Below are 25,208 nucleotides of genomic sequence, written 5' to 3'. Positions count from 1 at the left end.
GGCTATTGCCTGCATTGTAATCTGACAATTGTCACCAAATCTTATAAATCCCCGAAGTGTAACCTGCGTTACCTACCCACTCCCCTGGGGCAGCGTACCTTTGTTGCAAAGAGAAGCCACCATGGATACCGAAGTGCTCGCACGCATACAGTTTGCCTTTACCGTTGCTTACCATTATATCTATCCCCCACTCAGTATTGGACTGGGGCTGTTGCTGGTTATCTTTGAAAGCCTGTACCTCAGAACCCGCAAAGAGTCCTACCATCTACTGGCCCGGTTCTGGACCCGCATCTTTGCCCTTACCTTTGGGATTGGGGTGGTTACCGGGATTGTAATGGAATTTGAATTCGGTACCAACTGGGCCGTATATTCCCGCTATGTAGGAGACGTTTTCGGAAGTGCCCTGGCTGCGGAGGGCATTTTTGCCTTTGCCCTGGAAAGCGGTTTTCTGGGCATCCTGCTCTTCGGATGGAACCGGGTACCGGCCTGGGTACACCTGGTTTCAACTATTGGGGTTTTTCTGGGCTCCATGTTTTCGGCCATCTGGATTGTAGTGGCCAACAGCTGGCAGCAGACCCCAGCCGGCTTCCATATAGTGGGCGAAGGCCTTGACGCCCGGGCCGAGATTACCGACTTCTGGGCCATGGTCTTTAACCCCAGCAGCGTGGATCGCCTGCTGCACGTGTGGCTTGGGGCTTTTCTGGCTGGTGCTTTTCTGGTACTGAGCGTACATGCCTGGTACCTGGTGAAAGGGCGGTATGTGGAAATTTCCCGACAGGCATTCGGGATTGCCCTGGGGGTAGCTACCTTTTTTTCCCTGGCCCAACTGGCCAGTGGCCATAAATCGGCCGAGGGAGTTGCCCACAACCAACCGGCTAAACTGGCCGCTATGGAAGGGCATTTTAAAGCCTCCGCCCCTGCAGACCTATACCTGTTTGGGTGGGTAGATGCAGATAGCGAAACCGTTAGCGGGGTACGTATCCCCGGGGGCCTGTCCTTCCTGCTGGACTATGATACGGAAACACCGGTTACCGGCCTGCGGGCCTTCCCTAAGGCAGATCGGCCCGGGCAGGTAAATGCTGTTTTCCAGTTTTACCACATCATGATTGGGATTGGAATGCTGCTCATTGGCCTCACCCTTTATTCCAGCTGGCTCTATTGGCGGGGCAGTCTGTTCGATAAAAAATGGCTGCTTTGGATTTTTGTGGCTGCCGTCCTGTTGCCGCAAATTGCCAATCAAGTGGGATGGTTCACTGCCGAAATGGGCCGGCAACCCTGGGTAGTCTACGGGCTGCTACGTACTTCGGAAGCCTTTTCCCAGGTGGTGACGGCCAACCAGATTTTGTTTTCCTTAATCCTCTTCTTCCTGATCTACACCTTGTTATTTGTCCTGTTTCTGTACCTGCTCAATAAAAAGATCAAGCACGGACCTTATGACGAAGGTAATGAGGCGGACCGGCCCCTAACCCGTGAAATCAGCGAAGTCATAACCGGTAAATAAGCAACTATGGAAACCTTTTTAGGCCTTGATTATCCCACCTGGTGGTACCTTGTAGTAGGCGGTCTGTTCTCCGGATATGCCATCCTGGACGGCTTTGATTTCGGGGCAGGAGCCTGGCACCTGTTCTTCAAAACGGAAAAAAGCCGGCGGATTGCCCTGAATGCAGTGGGCCCGGTCTGGGACGGAAACGAAGTCTGGCTGGTGATTGGCGGGGGTGCCTTATTTGCAGGTTTCCCCCTGATGTATGCCACCCTGTTCTCCTCCCTTTACATCCCCTTTATGCTCTTCCTGGTTTTTATCATCTTCCGGGCCATTGCCATTGAATTCCGCGGGAAGGAACCCATGAAATGGTGGCGGCAATTATGGGATGTGGCCTACAGTATCTCCAGCATCATGCTGGCATTCCTGCTTGGCGTGGTCCTAGGCAATGTCCTCCAAGGCATTAACCTGGGGCCGGATTACCAGTACCAGGGAGATGGTTTCCTGGATTTTCTGAGTCCCTATGCGTTACTGACCGGAGCCACCACCCTGTCCTTGTTTATGATGCATGGCGCCATCTACCTTTTATTGAAAACCGAAGGTCGGCTCTACCAGAAAATCCGAATGCTGCTCAAACGCGGGATGATCTTTTTTATGGTCAGTTTCGGGATTACCACCCTCTATACCCTATTGTATATCCCCCACTTGTCAGACGATTTTAAAAGCCAGCCGGCCCTGTTCCTTATCCCCTTACTCACCTTCCTGAGTATTGCCAACGTACCCCGCCTGGCCAACCGCAAACGCTTTTTGCAGGCCTTTGTCTTTTCCTCCCTCACCATTGCCCTGATGTTGGTACTGGTGGCGGTGGAACTCTATCCGGTCCTGCTCTTTTCCTCACAGGACCCGGCCAACCACATCACCATCTATAATGCCGCATCTTCCACCAAATCCATGCAGATCATGCTAACCATTGTGGCGATTGGCGGCCCGCTGGTACTGGGATATACGATATTTGTCTACCGTACCTTCCGCGGGAAGGTAACCCTGGACGAGACCAGCTACTGACCCCGGGCCTTATGTAACCCAGATGGCTGAACCCCAGCGATAAGAGTGGGTACTTTGTAGTCTCATCTAAATGATTTGACTATGAAAACACGTTTGATAATTGCGGCAACCGCCCTGGTGGTGGTGCCCCTGACCTGGGCCTTTAGCGCCTGTGAATCTTCCGACCTGCCCGCGCCTACGGCCAAAATAGCTGTGGAACCCCTGTCCCCTTCGGACCAGGAGGCCCTCTACTTCATGCTGGAAGAGGAAAAACTGGCGCGGGATGTCTACCAGTTCCTGGGAGATCTCTGGTCCCACCAGACCTTCCTCAACATTGTGCAAAGTGAAGCACAGCACATGAGTGCAGTAACCACCCTGCTCGAAGCCAATGCCCTTCCCTTTACGGTAGAAGCCCCCGGGGAATTCCAGAATCCGGAACTCCAGGCCCTTTATGACCAGTTAACCGAACAGGGCCGTACAGACCTGAGCCAGGCACTGAAGGTGGGGGCCCTGATCGAAGACCTGGACATTGCAGACCTTGAGACCTTTATACAGGCCACAGACCACCCGGACCTGATCCGCACCTTCGAGCGCCTGCAATGCGGTTCCCGTAACCACCTGCGGGCCTTTTCCAACGCCCTGGATGCACTGGGGGATACGTATGCCCCGGCCTATATTTCCGCTGAGGAATACCAGGTAATCCTTTCCAACAGTAACGAACGCTGCGGGCGTTAAGCCTGCTGCCAGGTATAATTCGAAGCTCCTAAGGGGGCTGGTGCGATCCGTAACGAATGTTACTGATCCGTGCGCCGGCCCCCTCTAATTTTGCCTCCATCAAATCCGACGAAATGATGAGAACCCGCCACATAACTTCCCTGTTGCTGCTCGCCTCCCTGGCGGTGCAGGCACAGGAAGTGGCCATATCCGAAGCGGAAATCATGCAGCGCGCCCTGAAGGCCAATACCCAGCTGAAGATCTCCGAAGCCGCCTACCGGGAAGCCCGGGGGGCATACCGCCAGACTCAGGCCATCTTTTTGCCTTCCCTATCGGCCTCCCACACCGGTATAGTAACCACCAACCCCCTGATGGCCTTCGGGTCCCGCCTGAACCAGGAAGTCCTGACCGCAGCGGACTTTAACCCGGAGCTGCTGAACGACCCGGAGCGTACCGAAAATTACGCCACACGCCTGGAGGTCCAACAGCCCCTGCTCAATGTGGATGGTTTGTACCAACGTAAGGCTGCACGTTACCAGATGGAGGCCACCGCCCTGCAAGGCGAACGCAGCCGCCAATACCTGGAACTGGAAATCCGCAGGGCCTACATGGAGCTGCAACTGGCCCACAAAAGCGTAACGGTCCTGGAAAAGGCCCTGCAGGCCGCCCAATCTTATGAAACCCTGGCCGGGAACCTATACCAAAAGGGGTACCTGCAAAAATCGGACCTGCTGGCGGTACAGGTACGTGTAAGCGAGGTACTGAACCATTTGCACCAGGCCAGGAGCCAGGTGGCCAATACCTCGGACTACCTGTCCCTGCTGATGGACACTACTCCTTCGGTGATCTATATCCCCAGGGACAGCTTAAAACCCGCCCCCCAGGCAGCCCCCCTGGCCCCTGAACTGCCTTCTGACCGGGCAGATCTCAAAGCCCTCTCACTGGCAACCGAGGCCTATAAGAATGCCTATAAGGCCGAACAAACGGGTTTCCTCCCCCGCCTGAATGCCTTTGGTACCTATGAGCTGTACGATGACCAGCTCTTCCGGTTTGGCGCCAGCGGCTATACCCTTGGGGCCCAGTTAAGCTGGGATCTCTTTAAAGGGAACAGCCGTACAGGACGCATTCAGGCCAGCAAGGCCGCCTATGACAAGTCGCGCCTGGAGCAGCAACAATACCAGTCCCAAAGCCAGATGGAATGGCAAAAGGCCCAACGGGCGCTGGCCGATGCCCGCAGCCGGTTGCAAGGGGTTACCCTCTCTTTGGAACAGGCGCGTGAAGCCCTGCGCATCCGGAGCAACCGTTTTCGGGAGGGCTTGGAAAAAACCACCGACCTGCTGTCTGCCGAAGCTTCTGCCGCCCATAAAGAACTGGAATACGCCCAAACGGTATACGCCGTGAATTACGCCCTGGCATACCTGGAATTCCTTGCCCCGGGCCAGACCCCGCAAACCCAACACCTGAACAAGTAAACTGAAAAACCATGAAAACGAGATATACCCTTTCCCTGATCGCTATCGCACTCCTGATGGGAAGCTGCGGGGGCGATCCCAGCGAATCCCCATCCGGAGCCCAACAACCCGTTGCCGTAACCCTGGCACAGGCCGGAACTGCGTCTGCCACCCCGTATTTCACAGCCAGCGGGAAGGTGGAAGCCGCCCGCCAGGCCAACCTGGGTACCCGGATGATGGGATACGTACGCACCCTGCATGTTAAGGTAGGCCAGCCGGTACAGGCCGGGGACTTACTTCTTAGCCTGGACCTGGCAGATCTCCGGGCCAAAATGGCCCAGGCCGAAGCGGGCATTGCCCAGGCGCAGGCGGGCTTTGCCAATGCCGAAAAGGATTACCAGCGCTACCGGGAGCTCTTTGCCGCGCAGAGCGCTACCCAAAAGGAGCTGGACGACATGACCGCCCGCTACCAGATGGCAAAGGCACAACTGGAAGGTGCCCGGCAAATGCGGCAGGAAGTGGCCGCTCAGTTTGCCTATGCCCAAATCAAGGCGCCGTTTGACGGGGTGGTCACCAATGTGTTTACCGAAGCGGGAGACCTGGCCAGTCCGGGCCAGCCCCTGGTGGCCGTGGAGGCCCCCGGCCGCTTTGAGGTAGCGGCCCGCATCCCGGAAAGTGCCATTATCGGGGTTGCCGTGGGCGATACCGTTCCCGTTTTAATAGAGGCCGCCGGCCTGGAGCTTCGGGGGCATGTAAGTGAACTCAGCACCTCTGCCCGCAATACCGGTGGCCAATACCTGGCTACGGTGCAGCTGGACCAGACAGACCCGGGCCTGCGCTCCGGGATGTATGCCACCCTGCATTTCCCAGGAGCCAAAAAAGATTCCGGGCAAACCGTCACGGTCCTAATCCCCCGCGACGCCCTTGTACAAAGGGGTCAACTTTCCGGGATCTATACGGTAAGCCAGCAACAGACCGCCATGCTGCGCTGGCTGCGGTTAGGCCGGGAATATGGAGACCAGGTGGAAGTACTTTCCGGTTTACAGGCCGGGGAGACCTATATACGCTCGGCCGAAGGAAAATTGTTCAACGGGGTACGCATCAGCACCCCTTAAGCAGCAGCTGCAATGAAAGAAGGATTAGCCGGAAAAATAGCCAAGGGCTTTATCGGCTCCAAACTAACCGTCCTGCTGATGATCGTGTTTATGGTCATTGGCGTATACAGTTCGTTCCTGATCCCCAGGGAGGAAGAGCCACAGATTGACGTGCCCATGGCCGACATCTTTGTGGGCTACCCGGGTGCCAGCCCCGCGGAGGTGGAATCCCGGGTGGTGAAACCCCTGGAAAAGCTCATTTCCAATATCCCAGGGGTGGAATACGTATATGCCACAGCCATGCCGGAACAGGCCATGGTGATCGTACAGTTCTATGTGGGGGAAGACATTGAGCGGTCCTTTGTAAAGCTGTACAACGAGATCAACAAACACATGGACCGTATGCCCCGGGGGGTAACCTTCCCCCTGGTGAAGACACGCGCCATAGACGATGTCCCCATGCTGGGGCTTACCCTCTGGAGCGATTCCTACGACGACTACCAGCTGAACGAGCTGGCCCTGAGCCTCAAGGATGAAATCGAAAAGGTGCGGGATGTTTCCATCACCAAACGCATAGGAGGCCGGGACCGACAATTGCGTATAGCCCTGGACCGGGAAAAACTGGCGGCCAGCGGCCTGGATTTTCTTTCGGTGGCGGCCCGGATTGAAGGAGCCAATGCCCAGATGCAGTCCGGCAGCTTTGACCGTGCAGATACGGAATACCTGGTGCAGACTGGCCGTTTCCTCCAATCCGCCGAGGATGTTGAGCACCTGGTGGTGGGGGTACAACAGGGGCAGCCGGTATACCTGGGGCAGGTGGCCCGGGTTACGGACGGCCCACAAATCCCGGTGCATTACGTTTCCCTGGGCTTTGGCGGCGCCAGCCCGAATGCCAGGGAATTCCCGTCCGAATACCCGGCTGTGACCCTCTCGGTGGCCAAGCGCAAAGGGGCAGACGCCATGAAGATCTCGGACCAGATCCTTCGAAAGGTGGAGCATCTGCGGCAAACCCTGATCCCTGATCAGGTACATGTGGAGGTTACCCGCAATTACGGGGAAACGGCCTCCCAAAAAGTGTCCGAGCTGCTGATGCACCTGATCGGGGCCATCATTGCCGTAACCTTTGTGGTGATGCTGGCCATGGGCTGGCGGGGAGGCTTGGTGGTCTTCCTCTCGGTGCCCATTACTTTTGCCCTTACCCTGCTGAGTTACTACATGCTGGATTACACGCTAAACCGAATTACCCTCTTTGCCCTGGTTTTCGTGACGGGGATTGTGGTGGACGATTCCATCATCATTGCGGAGAATATGCACCGCCACTTCAAGATGAAGCGGCTCCCTTTCCGGCAGGCGGCCCTTTACGCCATTAACGAGGTGGGCAACCCCACCATTTTGGCCACCTTTACCGTGATTGCCTCGGTGCTGCCGATGGCCTTTGTCTCCGGGCTGATGGGCCCCTATATGTCGCCCATGCCCATAGGGGCTTCCATAGCCATGCTGCTCTCCCTGTTTGTGGCCCTCACCATCACCCCATACCTGGGTTACCTCTTCCTGCGGGAAAAGGACAAAAAAACAGGAAAGGCGCCCAAGGTCCACAAACCCCTGGAGGAAACCCTGATCTATCGCTGGTACGAAAAACTGGAGCGGCCACTGATTGAAAACCGCACCCGCAGGTATGCCTTTCTGGGGATTACCGTAGTGTTGCTGTTAGGTTCCATGGCCATGTTCTTCACGGAATCGGTCCTGGTGAAAATGCTGCCCTTCGACAACAAAAACGAATTCCAGGTGGTGATCGACATGCCGGAAGGGACTACCCTGGAGCGCACCGCCGTGGTGGCCCGGGAAATTGGCCAATACCTGAAGACCCGCCCGGAGGTAGTGAATTACCAGGCCTATGTGGGAACCTCTGCCCCCATCACCTTTAATGGCCTGGTACGCCATTACGACCTCAGGGGCGGCAGCAACATGGCGGACATCCAGGTAAACCTGACGGACAAACACGACCGCTCCGCCCAGAGCCACGACATTGCCAAGGCCATGCGCCCGGGTATTCAGGCCATAGCCGCAGTTTACGGTGCCAACATCAAGTTGGTGGAAGTCCCTCCCGGGCCCCCGGTGCTCTCCACTATTGTTGCCGAGATCTACGGCCCGGATTACAACCAGCAAATGGCCCTGGCAGAACAGGTAGAAACCCTGCTTCGGGAAACCCCGGATGTGGTGGACGTAGACGGCATGACCGAAGATGACCAGACGGAATTTGAGCTGGTAGTAAACCGGGAAAAGGCCATGCTACACGGGCTGGCTCCCCAACAACTGGTCCACAGTGTCCATATGGCGCTCTCGGACCGCCCCATTGCCAGCCTTTACGACGAGCGGGCCGCAGACCCCGTGGAGTTGGTCCTGGCCCTGGGAGAATCGGACCGCTCCTCCGTGGATGCGCTGGGGCAGTTGCGGGTTAAATCCCAACAGGGTAACCTGCTGCCCCTTGCAGATTTCGTCTCGGTGGAATCCCGGACGCGTGCCAAGAATATCTACCGTAAAAACCAACGGCGGGTGGTATATGTGATGGCAGACATGGCCGGCACCCTGGAAAGCCCGGTCTATGCCATATTGGGGATGGACGACCGGTTGAAGGCCCTGGAGCTACCCGCCGGGTACACCCTGGAGGAACGCTATCTGGGGCAGCCCGAATACGAGGATGATTTCACCCTGAAATGGGACGGGGAGTGGCAGATTACCCTGGAAGTCTTCCGGGATTTGGGTCTTGCCTTTGCCGGGGTAATCGTAATCATCTACATGCTGATTGTAGGCTGGTTCCAGAATTTCAAAGCCCCGGTGGTTATGATGGTGGCCATCCCCCTTTCGCTGGTAGGTATCGTGATTGGCCACTGGTTGCTGGGCGCCTTTTTTACCGCCACCTCCTTTATCGGGATGATCGCCCTGGCAGGGATCATGGTGCGCAACTCGGTGTTGCTCATCGACTTTGTGAACCTGCGGCTGGCAGATGGCATTCCCCTGAAACAAGCGGTGATTGAAGCCGGAGCCGTTCGTACCACACCCATACTGCTTACGGCAGGGACTGTGGTTATTGGGGCATTTGTAATCCTGTTCGACCCTATTTTCCAGGGCCTGGCCATTTCGCTTATGGGCGGGACCATTGCCTCCACCGTCCTTACCCTGCTGGTGGTGCCCCTGGTGTACTACCTCATTGAAAGAAAGAACCACAAAGAATCCTGATATGAAATTGCTGATCGTTACCGTGGTGGACCAGTTTAAGTCCGAGGTGCTTGCCTTGTTTAAAAAGGCGGGGATTGAGAGCTTTAGCGGTTCGGAAATTGACGGGTATAAAAGCCTGCCCCCCCTGATGATGACCCAGAGCTGGTTCCCGGGGGAGAAAGGCGGGAATGAATCCCGGATGTTTTTCTCCTTTACCGATGCCGACCACATCGACACCCTGTTCGGACTCATGGAAGAGTTCAATGCCCACCTGGAAACCAACAACCCCATAAAGGCAGTGGTGGTCCCCATAGAGCGCTCCCTGTAAGCAGGTTGCCAAAGAGCAGGCCGGATAGGCATGATTTTCTATCTTTAGGGGGCTAAAAAACCAGCCCCCTATGGATTACTTCCTGATTGCCACCATCCTGGTGTTACTCTCTGCCCTGTTCGGGTACCTGAATACCCGCGTGATCAAACTCCCGAACACCATCGGGCTTACGGTGATCACTATCGGGTTTACCCTGGCCGTCTTTGCGTTGAGCGCCATAGATTCCCGCCTCTTGCAGGCCGAGCGGTACATCATCGGACAGATCGATTTTGAGTCGCTGTTGCTGGATATCCTGCTGGGGTTTCTGCTGTTTGCCGGCGCCCTGCACACCGACCTGGAAAAGCTGCGGGCCCAGCGCTGGCCGGTGCTGGCCTTTGCCACCTTCGGGGTGCTGGTCTCCACCTTTTTGATTGGCGGGGCCACCTATTTTTTGCTGCCCCTGTTCGGGTTGCAGGTTTCCTTTCTGGTATGCCTGCTCTTTGGCGCCCTGATCTCCCCCACGGACCCCATTGCCGTGCTGGGCATCCTGAAAAAAGCCGGGGTCCCCAAAAAACTGGAGATCAAAATCGTAGGGGAATCCCTCTTTAACGACGGGGTGGGCGTAGTGGTCTTTCTAACGCTGTATACCCTGGCCGCCGGGGATGCCGGGGACTTTTCCCTGGGGCATACCGCCCTGCTCTTTGTACACGAGGTGTTCGGGGGGCTTTTGCTGGGGTTGGGCCTGGGCTGGGTGGCCCTCAGGATGATGCGCAGTATTGACGAATATTCGGTGGAGGTGATCATTACCCTGGCCGTAGTGATGACGGGTATTGTGGTTTCGGAATACCTCCACGTCTCGGCCCCCCTGGCCATGGTGGCCGCGGGGTTGATGCTTGGCGGGCCCCATGCCCGCTCCCAGGCCATGAGCGAGACCACCGAGCGCTATGTGGACCAGTTCTGGGAGCTGGTGGATGTGCTGCTCAATACGGTCCTCTTTGTGCTGATCGGGATGGAAATTTTGGTGCTGGACCTGAAAACACCCTACCTGTTGGCGGGGCTGGCTATGATCCCCCTGGCCCTGGTTTGTCGCCACCTCTCCCTGTGGATGCCCGTAAAATTCTTTGAACGCCGGCTGGACTTTGTACCCGGTACCCACCCCATGATGACCTGGGGCGGCCTGCGCGGTGCCATCTCCATTGCCCTGGCCCTGGGCCTGACCGCAGAGATGGAACGCGACCTCTTCCTGGTCATCACCTACATCGTGGTGATCTTCTCTATTATCGTACAGGGCCTTACCGTCGGGAAACTGGCGGCCCGCCTGCGCAAAAACGCCTGACCTATGAAATCATTGCCGATGCCCTTTCGCCTGCTTGCCGTTGCCCTGCTGACCTTTGGCTGGGCCTTTAGCCAAGGGCAGGAACCCGACCCCCGCAGCCCCTGGGAGGCCCGCTGGATTGCACACCCGGACGACCCCGGGGACACCTTTGGGGTGTTTCATTTCCGGAAGGTCCTGGAGCTGGACCAGGCCCCGGAGCATTTTGTGGTGCACCTCTCTGCAGACAACCGCTATAAACTCTATGTGAACGGGCAGTACCTGACCTTTGGCCCGGCCCGGGGAGACCGCCTGCAGTGGCGGTACGAAACCCTGGACCTGGCCCCCTACCTCCGCCAGGGCACCAATATCCTGGCGGCCACGGTCTGGAACTTTGCCGAATACCGGCCGGTAGCCCAGCATACGGTGCGCACCGGCTTTATCCTGCAGGGCGCCCCGGAAACCAGGGGCCTGGCCAATACGAATGCCAGCTGGGAAGTACTGGCCAACCCGGCCTATACCCCCCTGCCGGTCCGGCTGAATGCCTACTACGTGGTGGGGCCGGGCGAAGGCATTGCCGCCTCGGACTACCCCTGGGGCTGGATGGACCCCGCAAACCATACCCCCGGGTTTGTAGCCGCCCGGGAATTGCAGGCCGGCCGGCCCCAGGCCAGCCTGGGCCGTTATGGGGGTACCCCTTCCCACGTGCTGGTGCCCCGTACCCTGCCCCTGATGGAGGAAAAGGCGCAGGAATTTGCCGCCGTACCCCGTCGCAACCCGAATGCCCTGGGCGGGCCGGACTATCGGGGCGAAAAGGCTTTAACCATCCCCGCCAACCGGAAGGTAACCCTGCTTTTTGACCAGGGGCACCTGACCAACGCCTACCCGATTGTAACCACCCGGGGCGGCAAAGGCGCGCGCCTTTCCCTGACCTATGCCGAAAGTCTGGTGGATTCCGCGGGGAACAAGGGAAACCGCAATGCCGTTGCAGGTAAACATATAGTGGGAAACACAGACCGCATTACCCTGGACGGCGGGGCCTCCCGCACCTTCGAAACCCTGTGGTGGCGCACCTTCCGCTTTGTGGAAATGGAGATACAGACCGGGGGCGAACCGCTGGTACTGGAGCGCTTTTACAGCCGGTTTACCGGGTATCCCCTGGAGGAAGCGGCCGTGTTTGAAGCCGCCATCCCCGGGCTGGAAGACCTGTGGGAAGTGGGCTGGCGCACCCAGCGGCTCTGCGCCGGGGAGAACTATTTTGACTGCCCCTATTACGAGCAACTGCAATACGCAGGCGACACGCGTATCCAGGCCCTGATCACCACCTATGTATCCGGAGACACCCGTCTCTTTAAAAACGCCCTGCTGGCCTACCGGGATTCCAAACGCCCCTTTGGCCTGACCCAGAGTCGCTACCCCAGCTACGACCCCCAACAGATCCCCACATTTTCCCTGGTGTGGATCACCATGCTGCACGACTACTGGATGCACACCCCGGATACCCAAACCGTAAGCGAACTGGTCCCGGAAATATTATCTGTGTTGGAATGGTACGAAGCCCGGTTGCGGGAAGACGGGTTACTGGGGCCAATGGAGTGGTGGAATTTTGTAGACTGGGTGGTGCGCGACGGCTGGGAATCCGGGATTCCGCCCGGGGCGGAAACCGGGGGTTCGGCCCTGATCACCCTGCAGTACGCCTATACCCTGCAAAAAGCCATCCCCCTGCTGCAGGCCTTCGGGTACCCGGGGCAGGCGGAGCGCTTCACCAGTCGGGTGGCCTCCCTGCAACAGGCTGTCCAGCAAACCTGTTGGGACCCGGTGCGGGGGCTGTATGCAGACACCCCGGCCAAAGACTTTTACAGCCAGCACACCAATACCCTGGCCGTTTTGACGGGAACTGTGCCACAAGAAGCCGCTGCCCCGCTCATGGAACGCGTCCTGGAGGGACAGGACCAGGCGGAAACCTCCTATTATTTCTCCTTTTACCGGACCGAAGCCCTGCTGCAGGCCGGGATGGGCAACCGTTACCTGGGTACCCTAGGGCCCTGGCACACCATGCTGGCCAACGGGCTCACCACCTTTGCCGAGGAACCCGAACCCACCCGTTCGGACTGCCATGCCTGGAGTGCCTCCCCCCTCTATCATTTCCTTTCGCTAATGCTGGGTATCCGTCCGGATAGCCCGGGGTTTGAAACCGTGGGGGTGAGCCCCCATTTCAATGGGCTGGACCGCCTGGACGGCCGTATGCCCCACCCGAAAGGGGAAGTTGAAGTCGCCCTCCGGCAAACCGCCCGCGGCGGCCTGGAAGGTACTATAACCCTGCCGGAAGGCACCCCGGGCACCCTGTACTGGCAGGGGCAGGAGCTGGCCCTTACCCCAGGGGAAAACCGGATCCGGATCCGCCCCTAGAAAGCCTGGGTCTGCCCTGGGATGGGAATGGGATATTTCCCCTGGGCATCCGGCACCGAAGGCGGCACGGTTTGCCAGGTGACGGTTTCCGGCATCAGTTGCAATTGTGAATTCAGGGCGTCTTCCCAGGTAACCACCTGCCCGCTATAGGTGGCCATACGGCCCATAATGGCCGTGAGGGTACTTTTGGCCCCGTTATAGGAATCGTTGAGCTGCCCCCCTTCGCGGATGGAGGCAAAAAGGCGGTTGTGTTCTTCCTGGTAGGGGTTATGCCCCTCCGAATTGGATATGGTCGCGGTTTCCGCCCCGCTCAGGTCGTAAATGCGCGCCACCCCTGCATCGCTGGTGACCACGGAACCTTCGGTGCCCTGGAAGCACTCCCCCACCCGGTACATGGTGCCGGGCTGGTGGCGGCACTGGCTGGCCACTACGGCCCCGCCGGGATAGGTGAATTCCACAAAATGGTGGTCAAAAATCTCGCCGTGGTCCGGGCCGGTGCGCACCAGGCGCCCACCCATGCCCTGGGCCGAGGCTGGATACTCCCCAATAAACCAGTTGGCCACGTCTATGTTGTGGATGTGCTGCTCCAGGATGTGATCGCCGCAAACCCAGTTGAAGTAGTACCAGTTGCGCATCTGGTACTCCAGTTCGCTTTGCCCGGCCTGGCGGGGACGCACCCACACCCCGGCGCTGTTCCAGTACACCTGCCCGGAGCGGATCTTCCCGATAGCGCCCTGTTGCAGGCGGCTCAGGGTTTCCAGGTAGTTTTCCTGGTAATGGCGCTGCAGGCCCACCACCACATTGAGCTTTTTCGCATCGGCCATACGGGCGGTCTCCAGGACGTGGCGGATGCCCGGGGCATCGGTAGCCACGGGCTTTTCCATAAAGACGTGCTTGTCGTTTTCCACCGCATAGCGGAAGTGGTAGGGCCGGAAGCCGGGCGGGGTGGTCAGGATCACCACATCGGCCAGATCAATGGCCTTTTGGTACCCGTCAAAGCCTACAAAGCGATTTTTTTCCGGGACCTGTACCCGCCCGCTGTCTGCATAGCGCTCCATCAGATTTTGGTAGCTGTTGGTCAGGCGGTCTTCAAACAGGTCGGCCATGGCCACCAGTTCCACATGGGGGTCTGCCTGCAGGGCCTGATTGGCAGCCCCGGTACCCCGCCCGCCGCAGCCCACCAGCGCAATCCGGAGTTTTTTCTCATTGAAGGCGCGGGCCATGGCCTGCATTTCCAGGGTGGGCAGCATCAGGGCCGAGGCGGCCACGGCAGAGGTTTGCAGAAAATCCCGGCGTGTCTTGCCGGAGGTTGGTTTCGCTTTCATCGCTATGGTTTTAAAAGGTTGTTTTCGACTATTTCAGGTCCCAGTACAGGGTGTATTCTTCGGGTGGGGGCGGGTGCAGCGGGCGCACCACCCGAAAGCCGGCAAAGGGCGCATCGGTAAACCACCACTGGCTGCGGGGGAATTGAGGGTCCCGCTGTTTCCACACCGGGTCCGACAGCAGGCGTACCCCGGTTTGGGTCTGCGAAGGGCTGCTCCGGTAACTGCCGCCTTTCAGGATGCCGGGATATTCCCGGGCCGGAGGAGAAAAGGTTTGGGTCGGATCTGTGCCGGCTTCCGGGCTGTCCATCACCCATTCGGCAACATTGCCGTAGAGGTCATAAAGCCCGTGGGGGTTGGGCTCCTTCTGCCCTACCTGGTGGTACACCCCGGCGCTATTGCCCGCATACCAGCCATAAGCTTCCAGGCGGGTAGTATCCGACCCGAAGAAATAAGGCGTGGAAGCCCCCGCCCGGGCGGCGTATTCCCATTCGGCTTCGGTAGGCAACCGGTAGAAATGCCCGGTCTTGGCGGAAAGCCATTTGCAGAAGCGGGCCGCGGCCTTGCGGGTCACATTGCCCACCGGTAATCCCGGCCCTGAGCCCATGCCCAGGCTCATGTCTACATAGGGCACCGTGGCCCCGGAAACGGCATCCGCATCCAGGTGTACGGCATCGCCCGAAGGCGTGCCCGCACCCCCGGTGCGTTCCAGGTACAGGCGGTAGAGCTCCCAGGTGACTTCGTGGGTCCCCATCCAGAAGGGGGCAAGGGTTACCTCACGGGCAGGCGTGCCCGCTTCGGGACTTTCCGGGGTATAGGTACCGCCTTCAATGTAGGCCATGCCAAACCGGGCATCCGTACCCGGCACTTCCCCGGTGTAGGCGGCTTCCTGGGCCCGGCAAAAGCCGAAAGCCCAAAGCAGGAGCATGGAAATCAGCAGCGGCTTCACCTCAACAAGGTAAGCCTTTTTAAGCAGCTGGCCAGCGGGGGGCTGACTGCCCGGGAGAAATCCTATCTTTGGAAATGGAGGCCCCAAACCCGGCGCGACTTACCCTCCCGGACCATGAAAAGTAAAAGCTGTTTTTTTCGATTCCTCTCCCTCGGGCTTGGCCTGATCACGCTGGCCCTGCCGCTATCCTGCGGGCCGGAATCCAAAGGAAAACCCTCCGATACAGGCCCTGTGGCAGCCCGGTATGCCGGGGGCGAACTCTCCATACAGCACGGCATGGAAGTCTTTAACCGGCACTGCGCCAGCTGCCACAACTTCCAGGCCAGCGAAATCGGGCCCAACCTGAGCGGGGTGACCTCTCAGGTGGACAAGGCCTGGCTGGTGGCGTATATCCAGGACCCGAAAGCGATGATTGACGGGGGCGACCCCAGGGCTGCCGCCCTGTTTGAGCGCTACAGGATGTACATGCCCGGGTTTCCGCACCTCCAGGGGGAAGATATGGAACACCTGCTGGGCTTTATCCATAAATTCTCGGAGGCAGAAAAACGCAATACCAGCAACCGCACCGGCGGCCTGGTGAACCCCATCCCGCAACCCATCCCGGAGGCCGGGCTGGCGCTGGAGCTGGAGGAATGGTTTACCGCGCCCCCTACCGCCACCGAACCCCTGCTGGCGCGAATCAACAAACTGGATGGGATTGGGGGGCGCCTGTTCCTGGCGGACCAGCGGGGAATACTTTACGAAATAAACGGGGATACGGTCCACTCCTATCTGGATCTGAAAGCAAAAACCCCGGCCTTTATCGATACCCCGGGGTTTGGCTCCGGCCTGGGTAGTTTCGCCTTCCATCCTGCCTTTGAAGCCAACGGGCTGTTGTACACCACCCATACGGAAAAGGCCGGTTCTGCCCGGGCAGATTTCGCCTTGCCGGATAGCATTCCGGCAGCCCTGCAGTGGGTGCTTACCGAATGGCAAGCCACCGATCCCGGCAAAGCCACCTTTGCAGGCAGTCGGCGCGAAGTGCTCCGAGCCGATATGACCTCCCAGATCCACGGCTTCCAGGAACTTACTTTTAACCCTCTGGCGCAACCGTCCGACCCGGATTACGGCCTGCTTTACCTGGGGATCGGAGACGGGGGTGCCGCCCTGGGCGGGCACCCGGAATTGTGCGACAACTCCCGGCACATCTGGGGCAGCGTGATCCGGATAGACCCCGGGGGGCGCAGCAGCGCCAACGGGCAGTACGGCATCCCGGAAGGCAATCCCTTTTTGGGGCAGGAAGGCGCCCTGGGCGAAATCTGGGCCCGGGGCTTCCGCAACCCCCACCGCATGACCTGGGACCGGGGCGGGAGCCACCAGATGTTTATCAGCAATATCGGACAGCACAGCGTGGAGGAAATCAACCTGGGCCGGGCCGGGGCGGATTACGGGTGGCCTGTACGGGAAGGGACCTTCCTTTTTGATGTACACGCCAATTCGGAGCTGGTCTACCCCCTGGATAAGCCCGATACCCTGTTCACCGGCCCGGCCCTGCAATACGACCACGACGAAGGCAATGCCGTTTCCGGCGGCTATGCCTACCGGGGGATGCGGGTCCCGGAACTCCAAGGGTGGTACCTCTTCGGAGACATCCCCCGGGGGACCCTCTTCGGGGCTCAAGTAGCCGAAATGGATGGAAAAGACCCGGCAACCGTGTACCGGGTTGCCTTGCGCATTGATGGGGAAGCCACTACCCTGGCGGCACGGTCCCTGCACCCAAGGGTAGACCTCCGCTTTGCCCAGGACGCCTCCGGGGAATTGTACCTGTTCACCAAGAACGATGGCAAGGTTTACCGGGTGGCCGGCGCCAAAAAACCGTAGTACCCCAGCCAGGCTTCAAAGGCGGTAATCCAGGCGTCGCTGGGCAGGCCCTGCCGGCGCATGCCAAAGCCGTGCCCCCCTTTGGGATAAAGGTGCAGTTCGGACGCCACCCGCGCTGCATTCCACGCCTGGAAGGCCTGTTGGGTTTGCACCTGAAAACCAAACTGGTCGTCCTCGGTAACGGCAAAAAATGCGGGGATGGCCTCCTTGGGCGGATGCAAATAGTCCAGCACATGCAGGGCCGGGTAGATGGGGGCCGTAAAATTGGGGCGGTTAGCCTCCGAAGTAAACTCCAGGGCAGCCGCAGCGGCTACAGTACCCCCGGCTGAAAACCCGATGATGCCGATCTGGTCCGGCTTTACGCCGTAGGATTTTGCGTGCTCCCTGATGTAGGCAATGGCCGCCAGGCCGTCTGCCTTGGCCAGTGCGATATAGGGCGACATCTGCCGGTCCAGTTCCTCCTGGCTGCGCTGCAGCTTTTCGGCAAATTCCCGCCCGGGGTTCTCGCCCGTGGGCACCAGGCGGTACTTCAGCACAAAGGCGGCTATCCCGTGCTCCACACACCACCGGGCCACATCCCGCCCTTCATTGTCGATACTCAGGGTGTGGAACCCCCCGCCCGGGGCAATCACCAGGGCCGTACCGGTGGCTTTGGAAGGCTCCGGCAGGAATACCGTCAGGGTGGGCTCGGAAACGTTGGAAACCGTTGGCAGCCCGTCCCAGTCGGAAATCTGGGTGCGTTCGCCTCCTTCCCAGACCATCTCCGGGGTGGCGGGGGCGGACGCTAATCGGATGGTTTTAAAAGGAGCTGTTTGCCCCTGCATGGTAAGGAGAACCATCCCCATGAAACATCCTAAAATACTTTTCTTCATTGCGGTAGCTTTCCTCTGAAAATACAAATAATATCGCTGCCGCATCAGGCCTACTCGGATTCACTCTAAAGCGAATTCCGCGCAATCACATAAAACGGGTTTTCCTGTACAAGCTGCCCCTGTCCCAACACCAGGGCAGCTGCCTGCCGCCCAAGGTTTTCAAAATCGGTGGAAATGACCGTAATCCCATCCAGCAACACCTCCTTTAAAGGGGTGTCATTATAGGAAATGATACCTATATCCCGGCCTACTTTTAGCCCTGAAGCCTTTATTTTCTTGATCAGGGATACCAGATCGTCTTCCTTCAGGTTGATGTAAGCCGTGCCGGCTTCCAACACTTCGGATTCCACGTCTTCCACCAGGCCAAAATCGTAGGCATACTCCCCACAAAAGCGGATAAATCCTTTTTTGATCTCAACAGGGTGATAGGTAGGTTGGCGCAGCAACATTTTGATCTTCCCGTATTTTTTCAGAGAAGGATTCAACTCCACCAGGGCATCATAAATATTGCGTTGAAAATCCTGGTAAAGGGTCGCCGCAGACGGGCAGCCTTCGGGCAGACGCTTGTCCAGCACGATGAGTTTTTCTGCCGGAATAACTTGTGTCAGGAAAGCACAGAGGTCGTCCCCGCCTTCTTCAAAATGGCAGATGATTACAAAATGGGTGTAGTCGCGCTTGCCCGCGGCATGGATAAGCTCCTTGAAATGCCTGTAATTGTTCTCGTAGATAAAGAAGTCCAGGGTTGCCTTATCCTCCAACTCCCTGGCAAAGGCATCGTAAATCAGTTTTTTATGCGCACTGAGTTTGTTGAAGAGCAGAAATACCTTGGCCTTAAGGGTTAGCTGGTCGTTCCTGACGTAATACCCCTTCCCGGGCACCGACTCAATGATCCCCCGCTTTTTCAGGTGGTCATAAGCGCGAACCACGGTATCACGGGATATATCGAACTCGATCAGCAAGGTATTTACCGAAGGAAGCTGGTCCTGGGCCTGCAACTTGCCCCGGGCAATGGCATCGACCACAGAATTTATAATCTGTTGGTATTTCGGAACCTTGGAATGCTCTTTAATGTCGATATAATCCACTCTTAAATGCGTATCTTACCCGGTACAGTGCAGAACGGAAAAGCCATCCTTCCCGGTTAGTTTTATCCAATATTAGGAAAATTACTGCCGATGAATATCAAAACCTTCAAATACGTGGACTACCTCTGGGATGAGCAAAAGGCCGCCGCCCTGGGCGACGACCAGATAGCCCTGTTCCTGTACCGGTCCAACATCCTGGGTACAGACCTTCGCATCACCAATTACGGCGGGGGCAACACCAGTTGCAAGACCGTAGAAAAAGACCCGCTTACCGGCAAGGATGTGGAAGTGATGTGGATCAAGGGTTCCGGGGGCGATATCGGCACCCTGACCCGGGCCGGGATTGCCGGGCTGTACACCGACCGCCTGCGCAACCTGAAGAACGTATACCAGGGCCTGCACGACGAAGACCGGATGGTGGGGCTCTTTAACCACTGTATATACGACCTGGACAGCCGGGCCCCTTCCATAGATACCCCCCTGCACGGCTTACTGCCCTTTGCCCATATTGACCACCTGCACCCGGATGCCCTGATTGCCATTGCGGCAGCCGAAGATAGCGAGGCGGTTACCCGGGAAATCTGGGGCGACACCATGGGCTGGGTACCCTGGCAGCGACCGGGCTTTGACCTGGGGTTGCAACTGGAAAAATGCCTGGCAGAAAACCCGGGGATCCGCGGGATCGTCCTGGGCAGCCACGGCCTGTTTACCTGGGGGGACACCTCCTTCGAGTGCTATATCAACAGTCTGGAGGTCATTGAAATGGCCTCTGAATACATCGCCAGGAAAATAAAGGAAAACGGAACCGTTTTCGGGGGTCAGAAAGTGACCTCCCTGCCCGCAGACCAGCGGAAAAGCCAGGCAGCCACCCTGATGCCGCTGCTGCGGGGGTTGTGTTCTTCCCACCGCCGAATGGTGGGGCACTTTAACGACTCCGAAGCCGTACTGGAATTCATCAACAGCCACGACCTGGAGCGCCTGGCACCCCTGGGCACTTCCTGCCCGGACCACTTTTTGCGGACCAAGATCCAGCCCCTGGTGCTAGACCTGGCCCCGGACCAGGACCTGTCCGACCCCAGGGCTACCCTGAAGAAACTGGAGCCCGCCTTTGAACAATACCGGGCCGAATACGCCCAGTATTACGAAAACTGCAAACGGGACAACAGCCCGGCCATGCGGGACCCCAACCCCGTGATTATTCTGTTTCCGGGCGTGGGGATGTTCAGTTTTTCCAAAGACAAACAGACCACACGGGTGGCCAGCGAATTTTATATTAACGCCATCAATGTGATGCGGGGGGCAGAAGCCATTTCGGCCTACACCGCCCTGCCGCGGCAGGAGGCCTTCGACATTGAATACTGGCTGCTGGAAGAAGCGAAACTCCAGCGGATGCCCAAACCCAAGACCCTCTCCGGCAAGGTAGCCCTGGTAACCGGGGCCGGCGGCGGGATCGGGAAAGCCATTGCCGACAAACTGGCGGAGGAAGGGGCCAACGTGGTGCTGACCGACGTGGCCGAGGACCGGCTGCAGGAGGCCCTGTCTACCTATAAGCGGGATGTGGCGGCTGCGGTAACCTGCGACGTCACGGACCGGGAATCCGTACGCCGGGCCTTCTCAGAGGCGTGCCTGGCCTTCGGTGGGGTGGACATCCTGGTGCACAGCGCCGGTCTGGCCATTTCCAAACCCCTGGCGGAAACCTCCGAAAAGGAATGGGACCTGCTGCAGGACGTTTTGGTCAAAGGGCAGTTTGAACTGGCCCAGGAAGCCGTAGCTGTGATGCGGAAACAAAACCTGGGTGGCGATATTGTGAGTATTGCCAGCAAAAATGGCCTGGTGGCCGGGCCCAACAACGTGGGCTATGGCACTGCCAAGGCCGCCCAGCAACACATGGTTCGCCTGCTGGCAGCCGAGCTGGGGCCTGAAAAAATCCGCGTGAATACCGTAAATCCGGACGGGGTGATTGTGGGCAGCAAGATATGGGAAGGCGAATGGGCGGAAGGCCGCGCCAAAGCCTATGGTATTTCCGTGGAGGAACTGCCGGCCTACTACGCCAAACGCAACCTGATGAACGAAATCATCTACCCGGAGGATATTGCCAACGGGGTATATGCCGTGGTGGGAATTCTGGATAAAACCACAGGTAATATCGTAAATGTGGACGGGGGCATGGCCAATGCCTTTGTCCGGTAACCGACTTTTGTTAATTTAATTCGAGGAGAATGGCCCCGGGCGCCCTTGTGGTACCCGGGGATCATTCAAATAGCACACATTCATATGCAGATCACAAGCGAGCAGCTGGCAGACCTGAACCGGGCCGAATTCACCACCCTGGAGGCGGATTACGCCTACCTGGAAGACAAACTGGGGCAACGGGGCGTAGATGCCGCCGCCGTCGTGAAACAACTGGAGGCCTTCCAGGTGGCCATCCCGAGCTGGGCCCTGGGCGCAGGCGGGACCCGTTTTGGCCGTTTTGGCACCCCGGGGGAACCGGCCACCCTGGAGGACAAGATGGACGATGTAGGCCTGCTGCACGCCCTCACGGCTACGGCCGGGGCCATTTCCCTGCACATTCCCTGGGACATCCCCCAGGATTATGAAGGCATCCGCCAGCGGGCCAAATCCCTTGGGCTTGTTTTTGACGCGGTAAACTCCAATACCTTCCAGGACCAGGCCGGGCAGCCCCACAGTTATCGCTATGGCTCCCTCTGCCACTCGGACCCCGAGGTACGCCAACAAGCCATAGCCCACAACATTGAGGTGGCCCGCATAGGCGAAAAACTGGGCTCCGAAAGCCTGACCGTCTGGTTGGCGGACGGGATCAACTTCCCGGGGCAGCACAATTTCCAGCAGGCCCTGGACCGCACCGCAGACAGCCTTTCCCAGATCTACCGCGCCCTGCCTGAGTCCTGGAAACTCTTTATTGAATACAAGCCCTACGAACCGAATTTTTACAGCACCGTCATCCAGGACTGGGGCACTTCCTTTATGCTGGCAGAGCACTGCGGCCCCCGGGCCTACACCCTGGTAGACCTGGGCCACCACCTGCCCAATACCAACATCGAGCAAATCGTGGCCACCCTGATGTACAGGGGCAAGCTGGGCGGGTTCCACTTTAACGACAGCAAATATGGGGACGACGACCTTACCGTGGGCAGTATCAAACCCTACGCCCTGTTTTTGATCTTCAACGAGCTGGTCTACGGGATGCGGCACAACCCGGACAACCCTTACCCGGCCTGGATGATTGATGCCAGCCATAACATTAAGGACCCCCTGGAAGACCTGATCCAATCCCTGGAAGCCATTCTGGAAGCCTATGCCAAAGCCCTGCTGATTGACCAGCCCGCCCTGCAGGAAGCCCAGCGGGCTCACGATGTAGTGCGTTGCCAGGAGCTGTTGCAGGATGCCTACCGCACCGATGTGCGGCCCCTGGTACGCAAGTCCCGCCAACAGGCCGGGGCTGCCATAAACCCCCTGGGAGCCTACCGCGCCCTGGAGGTACGCCGGCACCTGACCGGGGAACGGGGATCGGAATCACGGGCAACGGGACTTTAAAACGCAACGGATGGGCCAGCCAGTTACCGCCGTTTTCGACATCGGGAAGACCAATAAGAAATTCTTCCTGTTTGGGCCCGACTTTAAGGAAGTCGGCCGGCGATACACCCAACTGCCCCAGACCGAAGACGAAGACGGGTACCCCTGCGAGGACCTGCAGGCCCTGGAAGCCTGGATGGCCAGCGAATTGAAGGAGGCCCTGGCCCGCACCGATATAGACATCCGGGCGCTGAACATCTCCAGCTATGGCGCCAGCCTGGTCCACCTGGGCCGGGACGGCCAGGTGCTCACCCCCCTGTATAACTATACCAAACCATACCCCGAAGCCCTGGAGGATGCCTTTTATACCGCCTATGGGCCGGAAGCCGAATTTTCCCGGGCCACGGGCACCACGCGGGCCGGGATGCTCACCTCAGGCCTGCAGCTCTACCGCCTGAAGCACGAGGCCCCGGAGCGCTTTGCCGGGGTAGTCAAATCCCTTCACCTGCCCCAGTACCTGAGTTACCGCCTTACCGGGGTCCCGGTAAGCGACTACACCAGCATTGGCTGCCATACAGGCCTTTGGGACTACACCCGGGGCGGGTACCACCGCTGGGTGGAGGCCGAAGGCATGGCTTCCCGCCTGGCGCCCATTGTGGGCACAGGTACCTCGTATTCCCAGACCCTCCACGGCAAGACCCTGCGCATCGGGGTGGGCATCCACGACAGCTCTGCCGCCCTGCTGCCCTACCTGGAAAGTTCGCCTGAACCTTTTGTATTGTTGTCTACCGGTACCTGGAGCGTGGCCATGAACCCCTTCTCGGACGGGGTCCTGAGCCCTTCGGACAGCGCCCACAATTGCATCAACTACATGCGGGTGGATGGCCAGCCCGTTAAAGCTGCCCGCCTCTTCCTCGGGCAGGAATTCAAGGCCCAGGTGAAACGGCTTTGTGCCCATTACGGGCAGGACGCCCATGCCTATCAGCAGGCGGGCTTTAACCCGGAACATTTTGAGGCGGCCAGGAGCCAGCCCGATCCCTGCTTTCACTGGGAGCACCTCCAGGGTATCCCCGGCGCAGCGGAAACCCGGTATGATTTCCCCGATTTCAGCCGGGCCTACCACCAACTGGTCTATGAATTGTGCCGGGTGCAGGAAGGCTATCTGCGCCACGTGATAGGGGCATCCGAAATCCGCCACCTGTATATTGACGGGGGGTTTGGCCAGAACGCCGTCTTTGTGGCCATCCTGGCGCGGCTGATGCACCCCATGGAACTGCACACCACGGATGCGGCCCTGGGTTCGGCCCTGGGCGCCGCCGTTGTGGTTTCGGGCCGGGAACTGGAACCCGGGTTCCTGCAAACCCACTACCACATGAAATCTCACCACCCCTATAAAACCCACTGACCTATGCCGTTCGATACCCGATACCCCTCTGTGGAAGCCCTGCGGGAAAAAGCCCGCCGACGCATGCCCGGCTTTGCCTTCGATTACCTGGACGGGGGGTGTAACGAAGACCTGAACCTGGACCGAAATACCCGCGAGCTGCGGGAGGTCCGGGTAGAGCCCCGCTACATCCGCCCCTTTGAGGCGGCGGACACCTCCTGCGAACTCTTCGGCCACCGCTACGATGCCCCCTTTGGGATTGCCCCGGTGGGCCTGCAGGGCCTGATGTGGCCCAATTCCCCGGAAATCCTGGCCAAGGCTGCTTTTGCCCATAACATCCCCTTTATCTTAAGTACCGTAACCACCCTGTCCATTGAACGGGCGGCGGAACTCACCGAAGGCCGCGCCTGGTTCCAGTTGTATAACCCCGTGGAGGAAAAGGTCCGAAATGACTTGCTCGATCGGGCGGCCCAGGCCGGGTGCCCGGTGCTGGTGGTATTGTGCGACGTCCCCACCTTTGGCTACCGGCCCCGCGACATCCGCAACGGCCTGGCCCTGCCCCCTAAAATGTCTGCACGCAACATCCTGCAAATCCTGGGAAAACCCACCTGGGCCCTGCAGACCCTGCGCCATGGGCAACCCACCTTTGAAAGCCTGAAACCGTATACCCCCGAAGGCCTGAACCTGAAACAGCTGGGGCTGTTTATGAACAAGACCTTCTCCGGGCAGCTGGACCCGGAAAAACTGAAGCCCATCCGCGACCAGTGGAAGGGTAAACTGGTACTGAAAGGCGTGGCTTCCCAATGGGATGCCCAGCAGGCCCTGGACCTGGGCTTTGACGGGATTATCGTCTCCAACCACGGCGGGCGGCAGCTCGATGCCGGGGAAGCTTCCATCCAACCCCTCACCCGCCTGGCCCGGGAATTTGGCGACCGGATGACCGTGATGGTAGACAGCGGCCTGCGCTCCGGGCCGGACGTGGCCCGTGCCATGGCATCCGGGGCCGCCTTTTCCTTTATGGGGCGCACCTTTATGTACGGGGCTGGTGCCCTGGGCAACAACGGAGGCGACCACACCATTGCCATGCTCAAAACCCAGTTCCGGCAAATTATGGAACAACTCTGCTGCTCCCGGGTAGCAGACCTGCCGGACCACCTGATAACCGACTAAACCCA

At 58.7% G+C, this 25,208-nt stretch carries 18 protein-coding genes; 14 read left to right on the top strand and 4 right to left on the bottom strand.

What is annotated here, in order from left to right; translation table 11 throughout:
- Positions 1–121 precede the first annotated feature (121 nt).
- The 9 genes from OZ410_RS13590 to OZ410_RS13550 all read left to right on the top strand — a co-directional run bounded on the left by OZ410_RS13590 (position 122) and on the right by OZ410_RS13550 (position 13,027).
- The gene (locus tag OZ410_RS13590) at positions 122–1,501 is read left to right on the top strand and encodes a cytochrome ubiquinol oxidase subunit I (RefSeq protein ID WP_277708561.1); all 1,380 of its coding nucleotides are present in this window, start codon (positions 122–124) and stop codon (positions 1,499–1,501) included.
- A gap of 6 nt (positions 1,502–1,507) precedes the next feature.
- On the top strand, positions 1,508–2,545 hold the full coding sequence (gene cydB, locus OZ410_RS13585) for a cytochrome d ubiquinol oxidase subunit II (protein ID WP_277708560.1): 1,038 nt from the start codon (positions 1,508–1,510) through the stop codon (positions 2,543–2,545).
- Positions 2,546–2,626: 81 nt separating this feature from the next.
- Positions 2,627–3,259 (top strand): DUF2202 domain-containing protein, encoded by a 633-nt coding sequence (locus OZ410_RS13580; protein WP_277708559.1) that lies wholly within the window; start codon positions 2,627–2,629, stop codon positions 3,257–3,259.
- A gap of 113 nt (positions 3,260–3,372) precedes the next feature.
- A complete protein-coding gene (locus OZ410_RS13575) occupies positions 3,373–4,710 on the top strand; it encodes a TolC family protein (RefSeq protein ID WP_277708558.1) in 1,338 nt (445 codons plus the stop codon).
- An 11-nt stretch (positions 4,711–4,721) separates the two neighbouring features.
- Positions 4,722–5,804: an efflux RND transporter periplasmic adaptor subunit gene (locus tag OZ410_RS13570; RefSeq protein ID WP_277708557.1), complete on the top strand. Its 1,083-nt coding sequence runs from the start codon at positions 4,722–4,724 to the stop codon at positions 5,802–5,804.
- A 12-nt stretch (positions 5,805–5,816) separates the two neighbouring features.
- Positions 5,817–9,020 (top strand): efflux RND transporter permease subunit, encoded by a 3,204-nt coding sequence (locus OZ410_RS13565; RefSeq protein WP_277708556.1) that lies wholly within the window; start codon positions 5,817–5,819, stop codon positions 9,018–9,020.
- Position 9,021: 1 nt separating this feature from the next.
- Complete coding sequence (locus tag OZ410_RS13560) at positions 9,022–9,327, top strand: hypothetical protein (protein ID WP_277708555.1); 306 nt, start codon at positions 9,022–9,024, stop codon at positions 9,325–9,327.
- 70 nt (positions 9,328–9,397) lie between these two features.
- Positions 9,398–10,642: a cation:proton antiporter gene (locus OZ410_RS13555; RefSeq protein WP_277708554.1), complete on the top strand. Its 1,245-nt coding sequence runs from the start codon at positions 9,398–9,400 to the stop codon at positions 10,640–10,642.
- Between the two features lie 3 nt (positions 10,643–10,645).
- Entirely contained in the window at positions 10,646–13,027 is a 2,382-nt protein-coding gene (locus OZ410_RS13550) for an alpha-L-rhamnosidase-related protein (RefSeq protein WP_277708553.1), read from the top strand.
- Here OZ410_RS13550 and OZ410_RS13545 read toward each other — a convergent pair.
- Positions 13,024–14,352 (bottom strand): Gfo/Idh/MocA family protein, encoded by a 1,329-nt coding sequence (locus OZ410_RS13545; protein WP_277708552.1) that lies wholly within the window; start codon positions 14,350–14,352, stop codon positions 13,024–13,026. The two genes, OZ410_RS13550 and OZ410_RS13545, sit on opposite strands and share 4 nt — an antisense overlap.
- A gap of 28 nt (positions 14,353–14,380) precedes the next feature.
- Entirely contained in the window at positions 14,381–15,298 is a 918-nt protein-coding gene (locus tag OZ410_RS13540) for a formylglycine-generating enzyme family protein (RefSeq protein ID WP_277708551.1), read from the bottom strand.
- 114 nt (positions 15,299–15,412) lie between these two features.
- On the opposite strand from OZ410_RS13540, the gene OZ410_RS13535 reads away from it, so the two are divergent.
- Positions 15,413–17,158: a PQQ-dependent sugar dehydrogenase gene (locus tag OZ410_RS13535; RefSeq protein WP_277708550.1), complete on the top strand. Its 1,746-nt coding sequence runs from the start codon at positions 15,413–15,415 to the stop codon at positions 17,156–17,158.
- Here OZ410_RS13535 and OZ410_RS13530 read toward each other — a convergent pair.
- Positions 17,128–18,003 (bottom strand): alpha/beta hydrolase, encoded by an 876-nt coding sequence (locus OZ410_RS13530; protein ID WP_277708549.1) that lies wholly within the window; start codon positions 18,001–18,003, stop codon positions 17,128–17,130. The two genes, OZ410_RS13535 and OZ410_RS13530, sit on opposite strands and share 31 nt — an antisense overlap.
- Before the next feature lie 92 nt (positions 18,004–18,095).
- Positions 18,096–19,115: a GntR family transcriptional regulator gene (locus OZ410_RS13525; protein WP_277708548.1), complete on the bottom strand. Its 1,020-nt coding sequence runs from the start codon at positions 19,113–19,115 to the stop codon at positions 18,096–18,098.
- 90 nt (positions 19,116–19,205) lie between these two features.
- Here OZ410_RS13525 and OZ410_RS13520 point away from each other — a divergent pair, with 90 nt between their 5' ends.
- From OZ410_RS13520 to OZ410_RS13505, 4 genes are all read left to right on the top strand, one after another.
- A complete protein-coding gene (locus tag OZ410_RS13520) occupies positions 19,206–21,305 on the top strand; it encodes a bifunctional aldolase/short-chain dehydrogenase (RefSeq protein WP_277708547.1) in 2,100 nt (699 codons plus the stop codon).
- An 84-nt stretch (positions 21,306–21,389) separates the two neighbouring features.
- On the top strand, positions 21,390–22,670 hold the full coding sequence (locus OZ410_RS13515) for a sugar isomerase (protein WP_277708546.1): 1,281 nt from the start codon (positions 21,390–21,392) through the stop codon (positions 22,668–22,670).
- Positions 22,671–22,680: 10 nt separating this feature from the next.
- Positions 22,681–24,054 carry an FGGY-family carbohydrate kinase gene (locus tag OZ410_RS13510; protein ID WP_277708545.1) on the top strand — a complete coding sequence of 458 codons (1,374 nt, stop codon included), beginning with the start codon at positions 22,681–22,683 and terminating at the stop codon, positions 24,052–24,054.
- 3 nt (positions 24,055–24,057) lie between these two features.
- A complete protein-coding gene (locus OZ410_RS13505) occupies positions 24,058–25,203 on the top strand; it encodes an alpha-hydroxy acid oxidase (protein ID WP_277708544.1) in 1,146 nt (381 codons plus the stop codon).
- The last annotated feature ends 5 nt before the right edge of the window (positions 25,204–25,208 follow it).

The organism is Robiginitalea aestuariiviva (genome assembly GCF_029537735.1).
Lineage (GTDB): Bacteria > Bacteroidota > Bacteroidia > Flavobacteriales > Flavobacteriaceae > Robiginitalea > Robiginitalea aestuariiviva.
The sequence above is the reverse complement of the archived record's forward strand: the minus strand, read 5'-3'. Positions and strand labels throughout refer to the sequence as shown.

Bases quoted from the DNA above. Each gene is read 5' to 3' on its own strand.
- cydB (WP_277708560.1), top strand. From the start codon at position 1,508: ATGGAAACCTTTTTAGGCCTTGATTATCCCACCTGGTGGTACCTTGTA.
- OZ410_RS13510 (WP_277708545.1), top strand. From the start codon at position 22,681: ATGGGCCAGCCAGTTACCGCCGTTTTCGACATCGGGAAGACCAATAAG.
- OZ410_RS13575 (WP_277708558.1), top strand. From the start codon at position 3,373: ATGATGAGAACCCGCCACATAACTTCCCTGTTGCTGCTCGCCTCCCTG.
- OZ410_RS13530 (WP_277708549.1), bottom strand. From the start codon at position 18,003: ATGGGGATGGTTCTCCTTACCATGCAGGGGCAAACAGCTCCTTTTAAA.
- OZ410_RS13545 (WP_277708552.1), bottom strand. From the start codon at position 14,352: ATGAAAGCGAAACCAACCTCCGGCAAGACACGCCGGGATTTTCTGCAA.
- OZ410_RS13570 (WP_277708557.1), top strand. From the start codon at position 4,722: ATGAAAACGAGATATACCCTTTCCCTGATCGCTATCGCACTCCTGATG.
- OZ410_RS13505 (WP_277708544.1), top strand. From the start codon at position 24,058: ATGCCGTTCGATACCCGATACCCCTCTGTGGAAGCCCTGCGGGAAAAA.
- OZ410_RS13520 (WP_277708547.1), top strand. From the start codon at position 19,206: ATGAATATCAAAACCTTCAAATACGTGGACTACCTCTGGGATGAGCAA.
- OZ410_RS13535 (WP_277708550.1), top strand. From the start codon at position 15,413: ATGAAAAGTAAAAGCTGTTTTTTTCGATTCCTCTCCCTCGGGCTTGGC.
- OZ410_RS13580 (WP_277708559.1), top strand. From the start codon at position 2,627: ATGAAAACACGTTTGATAATTGCGGCAACCGCCCTGGTGGTGGTGCCC.
- OZ410_RS13550 (WP_277708553.1), top strand. From the start codon at position 10,646: ATGAAATCATTGCCGATGCCCTTTCGCCTGCTTGCCGTTGCCCTGCTG.
- OZ410_RS13515 (WP_277708546.1), top strand. From the start codon at position 21,390: ATGCAGATCACAAGCGAGCAGCTGGCAGACCTGAACCGGGCCGAATTC.
- OZ410_RS13560 (WP_277708555.1), top strand. From the start codon at position 9,022: ATGAAATTGCTGATCGTTACCGTGGTGGACCAGTTTAAGTCCGAGGTG.
- OZ410_RS13565 (WP_277708556.1), top strand. From the start codon at position 5,817: ATGAAAGAAGGATTAGCCGGAAAAATAGCCAAGGGCTTTATCGGCTCC.
- OZ410_RS13590 (WP_277708561.1), top strand. From the start codon at position 122: ATGGATACCGAAGTGCTCGCACGCATACAGTTTGCCTTTACCGTTGCT.
- OZ410_RS13555 (WP_277708554.1), top strand. From the start codon at position 9,398: ATGGATTACTTCCTGATTGCCACCATCCTGGTGTTACTCTCTGCCCTG.